The sequence below is a fragment of the Halarsenatibacter silvermanii genome (assembly GCF_900103135.1).
Classification (GTDB): Bacteria; Bacillota; Halanaerobiia; order Halanaerobiales; family Halarsenatibacteraceae; genus Halarsenatibacter; species Halarsenatibacter silvermanii.
The window spans coordinates 65,621-82,381 of the sequence record NZ_FNGO01000009.1 but is presented as its reverse complement, the minus strand read 5'-3'; the positions used below and the strand labels follow the sequence as shown (position 1 = coordinate 82,381).

Below are 16,761 nucleotides of genomic sequence, written 5' to 3'. Positions count from 1 at the left end.
GTTTTTGAAGTCACAGAGAAGCTAAAGCCTGCTCCAGATCCTCCCGGATATTTTCAGCATCTTCCAGGCCGATCGAAATTCTCACCAGGCCATCTGTGATACCCGATTCCAATCTCTGTTCTCTATCCACATACCAGTGGGTCATCGAAGCGGGGTGCTCTATCAAAGTTTTTACATGACCCAGGTCGACGGCCAGTGTGCAGAGCTCGACATTTTCCATAACTTTTTTGCCGGCTTCCAGCCCACCTTTTACTTCAAAACTTATCATGCCGCCGTAATCCGTCATCTGTTTTCTGGCATTTTCATGCCCCGGATGTGATTCCAGGCCGGGATAGTTAACATTTTTTATCTTTTCATGCTCTTTAAAAAATCCGGCTATTTTTCGGGCACTCCGGCAGTGTTTTTTCATTCTGACCTCAAGAGTTTCCAGACCGCGCGAAAATATATAGGCATTTCTGGGAGATATTACCGCCCCGATGTTTTTCAGGGTGTCATGGCGGATGTTGTCCATCATTTTTTGACTTCCCGCCAGAACACCACCCATGGCATCAGAATGCCCTCCTATATACTTGGTAGCGCTGTGAATGACGACATCCATGCCCAGATTAAGAGGGCTCTGCAGATAGGGCGTGGCAAAAGTGCTGTCTATAGCAGTCAATATGCTGTGCTTTCTTCCCAGATCTGCTATCCCCTCTATATCGATAATTTTTATGGTGGGGTTGGCGGGCGATTCTATATAAATAAGCTCTGTTTCTTCTCTGATAGCCTCTTCCACCTTCTCAAGATCACCAGTATCGATAAAAGAAGTATTCACTCCAAATTTTCCGAGCAAATTCTCCAGCACATAATGCGTCGAGCTATAGGTTGTTTTGTCAGCGATGACATGATCTCCCGGGGTTAGATGATGCAAAAGCAGACCGCTTACAGCCCCGGTCCCGGTAGCAAAAGCCAGTGCAGCCTCTGCCTCTTCCAGCTCCGCTATTTTGCCTTCAAATACAGTCTGGCTGGGATTGCTCTGCCTGGTATAACAATAACCAGCATGGAAATCCTCGCATTTTTGGGCTCCATCTTCCACCCCTTCAAATTCAAAACTGGAGGCATAATATACAGGAGCCTTTAAAGCGCCTGTTCGTGAGCAGGTGTTTTCCCCGCTGTGAATTCCTCTGGTAGCAAAATCACCATCTTCCCCATTATTTTCTGGCTCTTTCATCAGAACTCACCTTCTCTCTTTTTGCTGCCTCTGCAATTATGGCATCTATCTTTTTATCCGCCTCTGCTGAGAGTTTTTCGGTCTCGTGGTTTTCCAGAATATCCTCGATTTTTCCCCTGGTTCTGTCCAGCATGGAAGTGCTTCCTCTTTCCTGCCAGTTTTCAAAGGTATCTCTATCAGTGAGTTCAGGCTGCCAGTTTTCTTTAAAGTGGTTAAATGTGTGTTCATCCCCCAGATAATGTCCTCCGGGCCCGACCCGACCTATAGCATCGAGGGCCAGATATTCTTCATCGATCCTGATTCCATCCATCATCCTTCTAATCTGACCTATAATTTCATCACACATCACCAGCAGATCAAAGGAGAAAGTCATGCCGGATTCCAGATAACCCACATCGTGAATTAAGTTTGTTCCCGTAACTCCAGCCATCATCATGTAATTAGAAGCTTCATATACAGCCTGACTGTCAGCCAGTTTTGAAGAGCTGCAGCCTGCAAAACCCCAGGTGGGAAGCTCGTAGAGCTCACGACCGATTTCGGTCAGGCCCGCCTGACTGACCACCGCTTCCGGAGCAGAATAGGTAGGCTGCATGCTGTTCATATCCACCGGCGAGGTCCCAGCTCCATAAATGAAAGGTGCTCCGGGATTTTTCAGCTGATGAATTACCAGACCGGAGATAATTTCGGCATTCGCCTGAGTCATTGCCCCCGCCATCGTGATCGGGCCGGTCGACCCAGCCATCATCCCAGGTGAATAATTGGTGGGCAGGCTATTTTCGGCCATGTAAAGCAGCTTATCTACAGCTTCAAAGGAATGCATCAGAGGGGAGGTCGGCTCATCATAAAGAGCAAAAATAGGCTTTCTTTTCAGCTCCTCCATGCCTCCCCGAACAGCCGCCGCCATCTCCGCCTGATCTTTGAGAGAAGCTCTATCCCCAGCGGTAATCACATGAGGTTTGGTAGTATGCCTCAGCATCAGAGCGAACTCATGCTGATAGGAAAGCTGTTTATCGACATCAGAAATGAGCCCCATGGACATTGCAAAATCAATATTGTCCAGGCTGTCGACCAATCTGACCGCATCTTCAACATCTTCATATTCAAAGGCCCGTCTCTCTCCGGTGAAGCCGTCCAGCAAATAGGGGCAGTCCGAGCCGGTTCCATAATAGGCATTTCTTCTTTCCAAATAAAGAGAAGCTTCTCCCTCGCGATCGTAAAGGGTAACACGGGTAGGCGGTTGATCCAGGGCCCATTCCGCCAGATGGGTGGGTATATAGACTCTGGCCCCTTCCTCGCTGTCATTTTTTTCAATGAAAGCCCCGGCTTCAGAAAGCATCTTTACAGCTTTTTCGTGATAGACTTCAACCCCTTCTTCTTCCAGAACTTGCATCGCAGCAGAGTGAATGGTCTGCATATCCTCACGGGAAAGATAGTTCAAAGGATTTATAGCAAATTTATCTTCAGGCCTGATCATAAACTTGAACTCCCTTCAATATTTTGTATAGATGAGTTTCTTCAATATTATTCCCGGACACCGCCTGGCGCCCGGGAATTTATAGTTTAGAAAGTTATGGTCCGGATTAAAATTCTGTCATGCTGGTTCGGTGCGGTATGATGATGATGTTATCCGGCTGAATTGTCATTTCTTCAACATTTTCGCTCAATCCCCATACTTTTGCTCCATAGGTAAGCCAGGTGGCCAAAACCTCTTCGTCGAGAATTTTTTGCATCTCGACGGCTATTTCCTGCTGTTTCTCTTCAGCAATGGTGCGGGAAAGTTCCTGCCACAGTTCGTCATATTCTTCGCTTCCCCACTGGAAAAAGTTCCAGTGATGACCGCTTTGAAACCACTGTGTATTATAAACAGGATCGGGAGTGGTAGTGAATACATCGACACCCAGGTGATGAGTTCCTTCCTGAGCGGAATCAATCAACGCTCCCATCTCCATGGTTTCTATAGAAGCTTCGATGTTCCAGTCTGCCAGCTGATCCTGAACGATCTCGGCAGTAAGCCGCCTCTCATCAGAGGTTCCTGTCCTCATTGAAAGCTCAAGACCCTCTCCTTCCGGATACCCGGCCTCTTCCAGAAGCTGCCAGATGTGATTTTCCCCCACATCTTCGACGTCATAAGCGGGCGCATCCTCCCAGTAACCGACGTATTCAGAAGCCAGCATGGTGTCGACTCTCTCGGCCAGACCGGCGAAGGCTCCGGCGATAATATCATCAGGGCTTATGATATAACGCAGCGCTTTTCTGAGATTTATATCATCCATCGGCTCTTTATCGGCGGTGAAGTTTATCCACCAGTATCCTCTTCCTTCAGTTATTTTGACATCAACACCGGTCTCTGCTTCCAGCGAATCTTTCATATCCAGACTGGTTTCTGCTATATCGATCTCGGCTGTCTGAACGGCAGAACCCCGGGCGAAAGCGTCGCTCATGGGAGTGTATACGACTCTTTCAGGCGATCCCTCGACAAAAGCCTCCTGATCCCAGTAATTCTCATTCCGGCTCAGAACGATATCTTCTTCCCAGCTTTCAAATTTATAAGGGCCGGTGCCTATCGGATTTTGAGCGAAGTTTTCTCTGCCCATCTCCTCAACTGCTTTTGAGGAGACTATAAGCCCGGCATTGTAGGGCAGGCTGGTAGTAAAAAGCTGAGCCATGGGTTCTTCCAGATGCAGTACAGCCGTGTAATCGTCGACAACCTCTACTTCCTCTAAATATAGAAACTGTTCGTGGTCGGGAACTGTATCATCTTCAGCAATCCTTTCGAAGCTGAATTTTACATCTTCAGCGGTAAATTCACCGTAATCTCCGTGAAATTGAACTCCTTCACGCAGATAGAAAGTTATCTCACGATTATCATCAGATATTTCCCAGTCGGTGGCCAGTCCGGGCTCGATCTCGAAAGTTCCCGGTTTATACTGGACCAGCCCATCAAATATATCAAACATGATGTTGCCGTCATTCCAGAGCGTATTGAGATAGGGAGGATCGAGTGTCTGAGTATGATCCAGTGTGGCTATACGCAGGGTGGAATTATCCATGGCTGCAGCTTCATCGCTGCCGAAAGCGCCGGCTGCCAGAAGCAGCACCAAAATTGCAATAATAACATAGCGTAAATTTTTCATCATTAAAAACCTCCAGTTGATATATTTCCCGGCAAAATTTCTCAACAACTGCTCTGTAAATTGATCCCGGCTAGTATCTCTGATCTCCTCTTTAAAACGTTTTGATCACCTCCTGTCCCATGTCTTTTACATTATTGAAATTCTCATATTAAAATCTTAAAATAAAATAGCAGGCAAAAAATCAACTTAAAGTAGCTCATCCTGGAGCTAAAATATTTTGCGGCTAATCATAGAGGTGACAGGCAACCAGCCGTTCATCTATTTTTTGAAGGTCAGGTTCCTGCTGCCGGCAGACATCCATGGCATGTTGACAGCGGGGATGAAAGCTGCAGCCCGGAGGAGGATTTATAGGGCTGGGCACCTCCCCTTCCAGCACAAAATTTTCTTTCTCGTCGCTCTCGACCCCGGGGGATGACCGGAAAAGAGCACTGGTATAGGGATGCAGTGGTTCTCTGAATATGACATCGGAATCGCCTTTCTCCATCATTTTACCCAGATACATAACCCCCAGCCTATCACTAATATGCTTGACAACGTGCAGATCGTGGGAAATCCACAGGTAGGTCAAATCAAGTTCTTCCTGCAGGCGGATCATAAGGTTTATCACCGCTGCTTTTATCGAAACATCCAGGCCGGCTGTGGGCTCATCGCAAACCAGCAGATCAGGCCGCAGGCTTAAAGCCCGGGCAATTCCAATACGCCGGGCCTGACCTGTGCTGAATTCATGGGGGAATTTATGCCTGGCCTGGCGCGAAAGATCTACCATTTCAAAAAGTCGATCGATCTCTTCATCCAGGCTCTCCACCGATTTTTTTAGATCGGGATGAATTCTAAAAGGTGCTTCCAGAATTTCTTCTGCCGTCTTGCGGGGATTCAGCGAAGAAATTGGGTCCTGAAAGATCAACTGCATTCGCCGACGCAGCTGTTTTGTTTTCTGTCGGTCAGCTTCAATTATATTCTCTCCCTCAAAGATTATCTCCCCTGCTTCAGGATCCACCAGCTGCAGCAGAGAATTAGCAACCGTACTTTTGCCGCAACCGCTCTCTCCCACAAGACCGAATGTAGTTTTGGCAGGTATCTTTAAAGTCACCCCATCAACGGCATAGATTTTTTGAGAACTTTTGCCCAGTATTCTGTCCAGAACTCCTGCTTCTTTGGTGAAATGAACATGCAGATCTTTTATCTCCACTAAATTCATTGCTGCTTCACCTCGGAGGACAAATATTCATATCGAAAGCAGGCGACATAATGGCCATCATCGGCCTGTTCCAGCTGCGGTTGCTTTTTCTGACACACTTTCTGCCCGTGTTCGCATCTGTCGTAAAAATTACATCCGGGAGGAAGATCTGTGAGCGAAGCCACCCTGCCGGGAATGGTGGGCAGTATTTTATCGCGCTCGCTGCTTCCGGGGATACACCTGATAAGCCCCCGGGTATAGGGATGTCCGGGCTCGGAAAAAATCTCTTCAGTGGGAGCGATTTCCACTATATTACCGGCGTACATGACCGCAGTTCGATCAGTCACTTCTTTGATGACGCTTAGATCATGAGTTATATACAGCACAGAAGTATTAAACTTATCGACACTATTCCTAAGAAGCTGCAAAATCTGAGCTTCTATGGTTACATCCAGAGCCGTTGTGGGTTCGTCGGCCAGCAGCAGGGAAGGATTACAGATAAAAGCCATGGCCAGCATCACTCTCTGTTTCATACCGCCGCTGAACTGATGAGGATATTCTCCGATCCGCGATTCAGCTTCGGCTATTCCCATCTCGGCCAGCATCTCCACAGCCCTCTCAGTCATCTGCTTTTTATTCATAGCCTGATATCCTTTATTATGTTTCATCACATCCAGCAGCTGTTCCTTTACTGTAAAAACAGGATTGAGGGCGTTTTGAGGGTTCTGGATAACCATGGAAATTTCGTTGCCGCGATAATCACGATTGATCTCTTTTTCGTCCAGAGTGAGCAGATCCTCCTCCTTGAACAATATGCGGCCGCCCTCTATTTCAGCGGCCTCAGGCAGTATCTGGAGAATAGTTTTGGCGGTGGTAGATTTGCCGCTGCCGCTCTCCCCCACCAGCCCGAAAATTTCCTGTTCCGCCAGAGAAAAAGTAATATTATTGAGGGCCCGGGCGCTGCCGTGACGGGTATGGTATTCCACGGACAATCCATCTATATGCAGTATCGTGCTGTCTTCAGACATTTATGACATCCCCTCATCTGTTTCGGCTTCTACCGGAGAGCTCGTTTTGGGATTTAAAGCTCTCCTGATTGATTCGCTGAAGGTAGAAAATCCTAGCATGGTCAGAGATATACAGAAAGCAGGAAACAATATCATGTGAGGCAAAATCTGGATGAAGTCATATCCCTGTCTCAGCATCAGTCCCCAGCTGGTTGCAGGAGGCTGCACCCCAAAACCCAGAAATGATAATCCCGCTTCCCACATTATCATTGAGGCCATATCCATACCAGACAGCACCAGCACCGAAGGAAAGACATTGGGCAGTATTTCTTTGAAGAGTATGCGGGGGGAGTTAGCTCCGATGGTTCGCGCCGCGGTTACATAATCTTCTTCTTTGACAGAAAGGGTTTCGGCCCTTACCACCCGGCCGTAACGCGGCATAATAGTGATTCCCAGTATAATTATTATATTGCGAATCGAAGGCCCAACCACCGCGACCAGAGAAAGGATGAGAATTATGGGCGGAAAAGCTCTGATAATGTCAAATAAAAGAAGCAGGGCATTGTCTATAAAACCGCCAAAATAAGCTGCGGCCGTGCCCAGCATGATTCCCATCGTAACTGAAATTAAAACCCCTCCAAAAGAGACCATAATAGAAATACGAAAGGCATAAATAATCCGGCTGAAGATATCGCGGCCGAGCTCGTCTGTTCCTGCCAGATGCTGTCGCGAGGGTGATTGAAGTCTTCTTGTTACATCCTGTTCATAGGGATTGTGAGGGGCAAGCAGAGGAGCAAGTATACCTGTGAACAAAAATATGAAAATCAGGGCACCGCCGAAGTAGGTGCGGTAATCTGATTTCATTATGCTCAAATATCTCGCTATCTTCCTGCGAAGGCGAGAAAGCCCTCTTGCAGATATCTGCATAAATATTCACCTCAAACAGTTGATTGTATATTTCATTCATATCTAATCCGGGGATCGAAATAGGCATAAGAAATATCTGCCAACATATTGGCCAGAACAAAGAGCAGAGCAGCGACCAGTACGCCTCCTCGTATCACCGGCAAATTGCGCATCTCGATGGCATCGACAAGCAGCTGGCCCAGACCGGGACGAGAAAATATCACCTCGATAAATACAGCCCCGCCCAGCAGCCGACCAAGCCCCAGTGCTATTACTGCTATTGCCGGCTTGATGGCTCTTTTCAAAGCATATTTATAAAAAATTAGAGACATAGGCAGGCCAAAAGATTTCTCCGTGGTAATAAAGTCTTCCTGCAGAGTTTCAAGCATAGAGCTCCTGACAATACGGGCTATATAGCCAGCCCAGGTCAGAGACAGAGCTATTGCAGGTCCGATCAAATGATAGATCTGATCCAGCAGATTTCCGGGTTCTCCTCCCCCGGTAACCGGCAGCCATCCCAATCTCAAAGAGAAGATCAATACAAACAATACAGCCCAGATAAAGTTGGGAACAGAGGCCCATATCAAAACCATGAAAGTTATAATTTTATCGAGCCAGGTATTCTCATAGGCCGATGAGATAATTCCCAGCCCTATACCCAGAATTACGGCTAAAAACATGGCACTCAGGGTAAGCATGATTGTATAGGGCAGGACTCTCATTATCAGATGTTCCACTGGAACGTCTCTAAAGATAGAAGTACCCAGATCTCCCTGCAGAATATTCCCCACATATCTCACCAGACTGATAGGCCAGGGCTGGTCCAGTCCCAGTCTCTGATTCATCTGAGCTACCATCTCCGGGGTAGCTCTGGGGCCCAGAATAATGTCGGCTGGATCCCCCGGCAGCATATAGGTCATACTGAATAAAAAAAACAGCACACCCAGCAGAGTGGGAACCAACCACAACAATCTTTTGAGAGCATATTTCACCATGATTATTTTCCTCCTGAACACTGTAAGCTGTTTTTTCTGTTTTTTCTTCTGGCCAGACTAAATCAGCAAAGTTATAATTTAATCGAGATAATTCCGGGAATAATTTTTGATTCTTTCCAGTCCCTCTTCGATGTTCTCCCGGGAATTGGCATAAGAAAAACGAAGGAAGCCTTCGCCGGCTTCTCCAAATGAGCTGCCCGCCACCGTTACAACCTGCTCCCTATCAAGCATATCGCGGGCCAGCTCTAAAGAGTTTTGGGAAACATCTTTGACATTAACAAAGGCGTAAAAAGTTCCCCGCGGATATATACAGGAAAATCCATCTATCGAATTTATTCCTTCGACCAGAAGCTCCCTGTTTTTTCTGTAGGTTGAGGCCATCTCTTCCACGACCTCATCATCAACCTGCAAAGCCTTATAGGCAGCCGCCTGAGAAACGCTGGGAGTGCAAAGCCCCACACTGTCGTGAACCTTTATCATCTCTTTGATTATTTCGGCCGGTCCGGCGGCAAACCCTACCCGCCAGCCAGTCATGGCATAAACCTTGGAAAAACTGAAAATGCTGATTATATTATCGCGATATTTCCGGAGTGAGCCGGGGCTAAAATGCTCTATATCATAACAAAACTTCTCGTAGGTCTCGTCCGTCAAAAGCATCAAATCATTTTCATGGGCCAGCTCAGCTATTTTCAAAAGTTCGCTCTTTTCGATAGCACCTCCTGTCGGATTGTTGGGGCTGTTTATCATCAAAACTCGGCTGTTTTCGCTTATTCTCCTCTCTATATCCTCGGCCCGAAGAGCAAAGTTATTCTCCTCTTTTACCGGTACGCGAACCGGATCGGCCCCCATAAGCTTGACCTGGGCTTCATAATTCACCCAACTAGGGTCCTGAAGCAGAACTTCATCCCCTGATTCTACCAGTACCATGAGTGCCAGAAAAAGAGCTTCGATGGCTCCTACAGTTATGATGATTTCTGAGACGGGATCTGCCTCGATATCATTCTCACTCTGAAGTTTTTGCGCTATAGCTCTGCGGACCTTTATATCCCCGGCGTTAACCGTGTAATGAGTATAGCCCTTTTTGGCCTGATCAAAGGCATAATCTGTTATCTCTTCCGGAGTGTTAAAATGCGGCTGTCCCACCCCAAAATTGATCACATCATCATAATCCTGAGCCCGGGCCAGCATTTCGAATATTTCGGATCTCTCTATCCTTCGGCTGCGAGAACTTATGATTGAACTCATAAAGTTATTCCCACCTCTGTATATTTTATTTATGTTTTTAAATTTATAAACATCTGAAATAACAATAAAAAACCCTGTTAAAGCATAGATCCCCCTCTATACTTTAACAGGCTCTCTCAGTTTCTCGCCCTTTTTGAGATTATGTAGTTTTTCACGTTGATTATTCCGAACAAAAATTTTGGATAATCTCCTAACATTATTTTTGCATATATTTTTATATTTTCCTTCTTCAAACCAAAATGCTTATCATGATTATTTTATAATAAATGATTATTTTGATCTGCGGGGAATTGAAAGGAACGAAAAAATTTATCCGGCTGGAGATGAAAGAAAATATGAGGGATGAGTAAAATTCATATTTCGGCAGGTGTAATCCGGGAGAAAGATATAAAGATCTCCTGGCAAATGTGAAGAGAAATAGAACTAAAAGAAAAATGTGAGAAGCTCTCTGACATCAAACATTCCCATTTTGATCTTCTGTCCGGGTTCTCCCCATTCAGACATCTGCAAACTTTCATCGTCTATCTCTATAAACTGTTCCCGATATTGATCGCTCAGACGAAACTGCAAAACTTCGACTTCCTCCTGCAGACCCGAGCGGACAAAAAGGCCGTTCTCTCGTTCAAAATCTCCCCTGTCCAGGGGCAGGCCCGCCCCCTGGGAGGTGAAGGTAGTTTTGTAGAGGATAAAGCCTCCGCGGGTGAGCTCAAAATATTCTCTGACGGGCCCTCTCTCAACTGAATGGGTATACTGATACACCACCTCTTTATTCTCATCCAGGACGGGGGTGAGATAGATGATTTCCTCCCCGGCGCACACCGTCAAAAAGGATAACCGGGATAGGATAAGAACGATTATTATCAAAACCGCGAGGAGCGCACCGGCGGCGGCAGTTTTCTTCATGTCAGCTCCTCCGTAAAAATTTGCCCGGAAAACACAGCTTAACTTTCCTCATCCGATCTGAAAAGTTTGGGCAGCAGGGGCAGCCCGGCTTTGCGTCTCTGCCAGACATAGACGGCTGCCAGGCCGACAAGTCCGATGATATCATTTGTCAGGCCCGTTATGACGACTATCAGACCAAAACCGAAGAGAGCGATCCTCTCCAGCCAGGAAGTTCTGGTGAAGAGAAAATTTTCAATGCCGGCCGACCAGGCGAACATCCCTATCAAAGCTGTAATTGCCGCCCAGACAACCTGGGGGATGGTGGCATCGATCATCAAAAGAACGGGATTGTAGACGAATATGAAGGGCAAAAGCAGCGCGGCCAGCGAAAACTTAAAGCCCTGAACTCCCGACATAAAGGGATCTCCCCCCGATACTCCTGCCGCAGCATAGGCGGCTAAGGCCACCGGTGGAGTGACATCGGCTTTAACGCCAAAATAAAGGATAAAAAGATGAGCTGCGATAAGCGGAACTCCCAGTTCTACCAGCGCCGGGGCTACTAAGGTAGCCAGCATGACGTATTTAGCAGTGGTGGGGATACCCATGCCGAGCAAAACGGAAGCAAAAACAGTCAAAAGCAGCGTCAAAAATAAGCTTCCGCGCCCTATTCGCACCAGCAGACTGCTCATCCTGAGCCCCAGACCGGTCATGGAAACCACGCCGATAATTATGCCGGCACAGGCACAGGCCATAGCCACGGTGACCATTTTGTGAGCGCCGTCGGCGAAGGCTTCTCCCAGCTCTTTCCAGAAGGCTTTATTGACTTCTCCTATCGAAAATAATCCACCTTTGCTCTCCCGGGTCGGGTCTATGGGCAGATCTTCTTCTTTGACACTGCCCGGCGTCCAATTTTTGCGGCGGCACCAGTAATAGAGGAATATTTTAACCAGCAGACTTACGAAGATCGCCACCCAGATGCTCTCATAGGCAGCCCGGAAGGGGGTTGATCTGACAATAACCAGCAGATAAATAAGCACCGCTATGGGAATGAGAAAATATATCCCTCTCAAAAGCGTTGGGATCAGCGGGTCTTTTTCCTCGCGGGAAAGTCCGGAAATCCCCTGCTTGATCGATTCTATATGGACCATGCCGAAGATGGCCACATAGGCCAGGATAGCCGGCAGAAAAGCAGCAGAAATAATATACACGTAGGAATAGCCGGTAAATTCTATCATGATAAAAGCAGCTGCTCCCATGATGGGCGGCAGAAACTGGCCGTTGGTCGAGGCGGCCGATTCCACACCGCCGGCTACCTCGCTGGAAAAGCCCATCTTCTTCATGAGAGGTATGGTGAAAGAGCCGGTGGTCACCGTATTGGCGATGGAACTGCCCGATATCATGCCCATAAGGCCGCTTGTAACGACAGCCGCTTTAGCCGGACCTCCGCGCTGATGTCCTAAAGCCGCAAAAACAGCCTTGATGAGATAATTGCCGATACCGCTCTGTTCCAGCACAGTTCCAAAGAGCACAAAAAGGTATACGAAGGTAGCCGAGACTCCGATCGGTATTCCGAATATCCCCTCGGTGGTCAAAAACTGATGGCCGACAACTCTGGTCAAAGAATAGCCTCTATGAGCCAGCGGCCCCGGCATATGCGGTCCCAAAAAGGCGTAGCCAAGAAATAATACAGCTATCAGGGGAAGAGCTATATTTATTGTGCGCCTGGTGGCCTCCAGCACCATTATTATGGCTATAGTGCCCATAACCAGATCCTCTGTTGTCGGTCGGCCGGCCCTTCTCACTATCGCTTCGTGATTGAAATAAATATAGAGCATGCTGGCCACAGCCAGCAGGGCGAGTACTATATCGTACCACGGCACTTTACCTTTATCCTTTTGTCCTGAGGTCAGAGGAAACATTATAAAGGCTAAAAACATCAAAAAGGCCAGATGCACCGACCTCTGTTCGAAGGTGAGCAGAATGCCGAAACCGGCTGTATAAAAATGAAAAATCGAGGCCAAAATCCCTACTATCATCGCGATGACGGCCCATTTTCCTCTCAATATTCTCTTTTTGCCTATTTTCTCCTCGACTTCTTTTTCTACTCCTTCTTCCCTCTCGATTTCAATGCCTTCCAGATTCTCTTTATCTGTTCCTTCGTGATTATCGCTTTCCATGAGTTGCCTCCTTAACCTGATTTAACTTTGTGAAGGAGCAAAAGGCTCATAAAAACATCAAAAATACTGCTCTGAATACATAGAAAAGAAGGAGCCGGAAAGCCCCGGCTCCCTATCTTTGACCTGTTAATATTGTAAGCCGCAGCTGTTGGTTTAGTTTACGTATTCGTCGACATCTATACCCTGATCTTCATAATAACTGCGGGCACCTTCATGCAGTTCGATAGGCATACCGTCTAAAGCTGTTTCCAGCGTGACCTCAGCGCCGCGCTCGTGAATTTCGCCCAGATACTCGTAATTATCGAAGACGGCGGCTGTGGTTTCATAGATGAACTCTTCAGGAAGTTCAGAATTGGTGATGATCATGGCCAGAACGGCGACGGTATCAGCATCTTCTTCGATGCCTTCATAGGTGCCGCCGGGAACTGTGATGTCGATGTAGTAAGGATACTCCTCCATCAAGACTTCCATGGCCTCATCTTCAACTTCTACTATTTTGGGATCATGTGTGGCTGCCAGGTCCACTACCGAACCCGTGGGAGTACCGGCGGTGACGAAAGCGGCATCTACATGACCGTCACGCAGAGCGTCGACTGCTTCGACGAAGGAAAGATAGTCAACAGTCATGTCATCATAGGTCAAATCGTGAGCCTCGATTATCTGACGGGCGTTGGCTTCGGTGCCGCTGCCGGGAGCACCCACCGCCACATCTTTGCCTTCAAAGTCGGATACGCTCTCGACGCCTGATCCTTCCAGAGTGAGTATCTGGATGGTCTCCGGATACATCATGGCTATACCTCTCAAATCCTCCATGGAATCCTCTTCAAACATCTCTTCTCCATACTTGGCATAATAGGTAATATCGTTCTGGGCCAGTCCCCATTCAGTCTCTAAGTCCTGAATAAAACGGACATTTTCAACTGAGGCACCGGTTACCTCGGAAGTAGCATCGATATCCGTATGTTCGTTGATCAGCTCGGCCATGCCTCCACCTACAGGATAATAGACTCCTCCGGTTCCTCCCGTAGCTATCGACATAAAATCGACATCATGAGCTGCTGCTGGACCGGCAAATACCAGGGCAAAACCTACAATCAGGGCGGTTATTACTGCTGCTCTCTTCATCATAATTTAATTTGACCCCCTATATAGAGTTTTTGTAAATATTTGCTCACTGTTCGCTATTCTCTCTCAGGACTAAAAGCAGCCAGAATTTTTGCTGTGCTGATTTCTACCGCAAAATCATACTGTAAAATTTGATTTTCTTTTTTTAATACCTCCTCCATATTTTAATTTTCTGTCATTGCAATACCCTGACCATAATTCATGGTCAATAAATAAAACCTCTGGTTTCCACCTCTGACCATCTGCTGAAACTATGTATTGTGAGAACGTATAGAACGGGCAGATGGAAGGTGGTCAGCAAAGGCTGAAAAAAATCGCAAAGACTGTACTGTTTCCATATTGTACAATTTTATTATAACCAATTTTAGTCGATCTGTAAAGTCTTAAGCTTAACGCGGCGGCAGCTGACATGTACAGGGTGCTCGGCCGGATCGATAAATTACAGGAGGAAGTCAGGTGAAGACCATGTTTCTTTTTGCGAAAGCAAACATCTTAAACAAAGCAGATATATTTTAATCACTTTTTTCACCACGAAAATTAGCAGGAAGCTAAAAATCTTTTAGACAGGCTATAAGTACATCCCCTGCGTAGATTTATCAATCTCTTCCTGAGCAGCTCCAATATAATCTAATGTTTGCCTGGGAGTGGAGTAGTGTAAAGTAATTCTAACAGGTTACGCGTGACTATGCGCGCAATTCTTGACATTTCTCTTTATATGTTCAACAATATAAAGCGAAAAAAGAATCAGGTTATTCTGCTCGAGACTTTAATCCTCGACAAAAATTCTCTGGTTATCAGCAGTGCCCGGATTCACCCTCGAACAGGGCAGATCCACACAGCATTTGCCGCAGGCATCCGTCATCTGCTCGAACTCCGCATGCAGTCTGTCGTTTTCCTGCAGCATCTTATAACAGCTGCTCCGGTCGAAAGAATCCAGCTTGAGAGCGTCTTCGACGCAGCGGTCGAGGCATTTCTGGCACGCCCCCTCTCTTTGTGCAGGCAGTATTCAACCTCCGGTCGGGGAGAGGGGGACATCTCCAGGTCGACGACCAGCGTTCCCACCCTGCCGCCGCAGCCCCGCTCGGTAATGAGCATGTTGTTGAGCCCGAAAGTACCCAGGCCGGCAATATAGGCGACATGACGGTGCGACCAGTCGCTGATCAGCTTCTTCTTGTCAAAATTATGGGTGGCGGGAACAGCAGCCGCCCTCTGTCCTCTTTTCTCCAGCTCTTTTTTAAGATGCTCATTTAAGTCCGCGATCAGCTGATTGGTCTCCAGATAGGCAGCCGCCCATTCCCGGGAACATTCCCGGCCGGCGATATTGGACTCCATAATCCAATCAGCGAAGGGAAGAAAGTAGGCGATGACGGTCCCGGCTTCCTCCAGAAAATCCTCCGGCCGGGCATGACTGGGACTGACAGCTTCGGAAAGCCGGGCAAATAGCTCATCATCTGCCGCAGCGAACTCCACTACTGGCTCTCGCCATTCCGTCTCTATCGATTCGCGGCGGGAATAATCTTTTACATAATCAGCAATCAGCTTTTCTATTTTGTGCTGCAAGTTAACTCCTCCCCATTCATTTTATGCGTGAATTTGACCATGCCTACCGCCGCTGCCACCCCTCCATAAACCCAGGGGATTTCCAGTCTGCGGGCGGTGGTATCGATGGCGCGCCGTGCTTCCGGATTATCGGTGCAATCCATGATTATATCGATATCTTCAGCCAGTTTTTCTCCATTATCCTTACGGAATTTGCGATCGTAGATTTCGTATTCGATTTCGGAATTTATCTTCTCAAGCCTTTCTCGGGCGCAGTAAACTTTTAATCTGCTCATGCTGGCATCTTCTTCTGCAAACAAAATCTGCCGATGCAGATTGGCCAGCTCCACCTGATCATAGTCGACCAGACGCAGAAAGCCCACGCCGGCCCGGGCCATCATCTCGGCCGTCATGCTGCCCAAAGCTCCACAACCCACCAATAACACCCTGCTGTCGATCAGCTGCTGCTGACCTTCCTGACCGAAGCCTGTAAATAGCTCCTGCGAAAGATAGCGGCTGCTCACCATGGTTATCAGCTCCCTCCAGTGGATTGAATAAATCAGGCCTGCCGCATCCAGTCGATGAATTCGCCCAGACGCTCCACCATATATTCATGATATTTCCGACCTTTTTCTTTGCTGGCTTTTGCGGACGGAGAAAAAGATCCTTCAGGGGCGAATTCTCTCTGTTCTTCACTGTTCCAGAAAACTTCTATATAGTCTCCGCTCGGATCCATCAGATCCTCCCTGGCAAAGGGAGAAAGCACTTCCTTCAGATCTACACCTGTCTCGGTCAGTTTATCCTCCTTTATGAGCCGGGGATATTTGTGCCAGATATGGGAGATCTCCAGCTCGCCCGCGTGATGTTCATTTGTCTCCTTTATCTGCGGAGATATACCGGTTGATAGGTGCAGAGGATCGGCCAGAGCCATTATTTTTTCGGGGAATTCCTCCTCATGAAGAGTTTTCAGCGCGGATGAGACTGCGGCCAGATTGGCCCCTTTATGGCCGTTGATGACGAGAAATTTGTCAAATCCTCCCCGGGCCAGCGAGCTGACCACATCCTTAATCACTGAATTTAGAGTTTCAGTTTTGAGCGAGATGCTGCCGGGAAAACCCAGATGATGGGAAGAATCTCCAAACCAGAGCGGGGGGACGGTCAAAACCTCTTTTTTCTCGGCCGTGTCCTCTGCCAGGGCTATCGCGGCATAGGTATCAAGCCCGAGCGGTCCGGCCGGACCGTGCTGTTCTGTGCTGCCCACAGGCAGAACGATAATCGATTTCTCCTCCAGATATTTTTCCACTTCCTGCCAGGTGAGCTCATTCAACCAGACGGACGAACGTTTTTCGGACATAATTTAGTAA

General features: G+C 47.5%; 14 protein-coding genes. All 14 read right to left on the bottom strand.

The features are described from left to right. Positions 1-10: 10 nt before the first annotated feature. The gene (locus BLT15_RS06385) at positions 11-1,210 is read right to left on the bottom strand and encodes a trans-sulfuration enzyme family protein (RefSeq protein ID WP_089759854.1); all 1,200 of its coding nucleotides are present in this window, start codon (positions 1,208-1,210) and stop codon (positions 11-13) included. Next, on the bottom strand, positions 1,191-2,684 hold the full coding sequence (locus BLT15_RS06380) for a trimethylamine methyltransferase family protein (protein ID WP_089759852.1): 1,494 nt from the start codon (positions 2,682-2,684) through the stop codon (positions 1,191-1,193). The genes BLT15_RS06385 and BLT15_RS06380 overlap by 20 nt, the downstream gene beginning before the upstream one ends. 106 nt (positions 2,685-2,790) lie before the next feature. Next, a complete protein-coding gene (locus BLT15_RS06375; protein ID WP_089759850.1) occupies positions 2,791-4,347 on the bottom strand; it encodes an ABC transporter substrate-binding protein in 1,557 nt (518 codons plus the stop codon). 220 nt (positions 4,348-4,567) lie between these two features. Next, complete coding sequence (locus BLT15_RS06370; protein ID WP_089759848.1) at positions 4,568-5,542, bottom strand: ABC transporter ATP-binding protein; 975 nt, start codon at positions 5,540-5,542, stop codon at positions 4,568-4,570. Beyond that, positions 5,539-6,549, bottom strand: a complete 1,011-nt coding sequence (locus BLT15_RS06365; protein ID WP_089759846.1) for an ABC transporter ATP-binding protein — start codon at positions 6,547-6,549, stop codon at positions 5,539-5,541. The genes BLT15_RS06370 and BLT15_RS06365 overlap by 4 nt, the downstream gene beginning before the upstream one ends. Further along, a complete protein-coding gene (locus tag BLT15_RS06360) occupies positions 6,550-7,392 on the bottom strand; it encodes an ABC transporter permease (RefSeq protein ID WP_159429844.1) in 843 nt (280 codons plus the stop codon). A 95-nt stretch (positions 7,393-7,487) separates the two neighbouring features. Then, positions 7,488-8,429, bottom strand: coding sequence for an ABC transporter permease (locus tag BLT15_RS06355; RefSeq protein ID WP_089759841.1), 942 nt, complete (start codon positions 8,427-8,429; stop codon positions 7,488-7,490). A 78-nt stretch (positions 8,430-8,507) separates the two neighbouring features. Then, positions 8,508-9,674 carry a pyridoxal phosphate-dependent aminotransferase gene (locus BLT15_RS06350; RefSeq protein WP_089759839.1) on the bottom strand — a complete coding sequence of 389 codons (1,167 nt, stop codon included), beginning with the start codon at positions 9,672-9,674 and terminating at the stop codon, positions 8,508-8,510. 423 nt (positions 9,675-10,097) lie between these two features. Then, on the bottom strand, positions 10,098-10,577 hold the full coding sequence (locus tag BLT15_RS06345; RefSeq protein ID WP_089759837.1) for a DUF1850 domain-containing protein: 480 nt from the start codon (positions 10,575-10,577) through the stop codon (positions 10,098-10,100). A gap of 38 nt (positions 10,578-10,615) precedes the next feature. Next, a complete protein-coding gene (locus BLT15_RS06340) occupies positions 10,616-12,733 on the bottom strand; it encodes a TRAP transporter permease (protein WP_089759835.1) in 2,118 nt (705 codons plus the stop codon). 153 nt (positions 12,734-12,886) lie between these two features. Continuing rightward, positions 12,887-13,861, bottom strand: coding sequence for a TAXI family TRAP transporter solute-binding subunit (locus BLT15_RS06335; protein ID WP_089759833.1), 975 nt, complete (start codon positions 13,859-13,861; stop codon positions 12,887-12,889). A gap of 855 nt (positions 13,862-14,716) precedes the next feature. Next, complete coding sequence (locus BLT15_RS06330; RefSeq protein WP_234985528.1) at positions 14,717-15,418, bottom strand: epoxyqueuosine reductase; 702 nt, start codon at positions 15,416-15,418, stop codon at positions 14,717-14,719. Continuing rightward, positions 15,403-15,924, bottom strand: a complete 522-nt coding sequence (locus BLT15_RS06325) for a HesA/MoeB/ThiF family protein (RefSeq protein WP_089759831.1) — start codon at positions 15,922-15,924, stop codon at positions 15,403-15,405. The genes BLT15_RS06330 and BLT15_RS06325 overlap by 16 nt, the downstream gene beginning before the upstream one ends. Before the next feature lie 32 nt (positions 15,925-15,956). Beyond that, positions 15,957-16,751 (bottom strand): creatininase family protein, encoded by a 795-nt coding sequence (locus BLT15_RS06320; protein ID WP_089759829.1) that lies wholly within the window; start codon positions 16,749-16,751, stop codon positions 15,957-15,959. Positions 16,752-16,761: the final 10 nt, after the last annotated feature.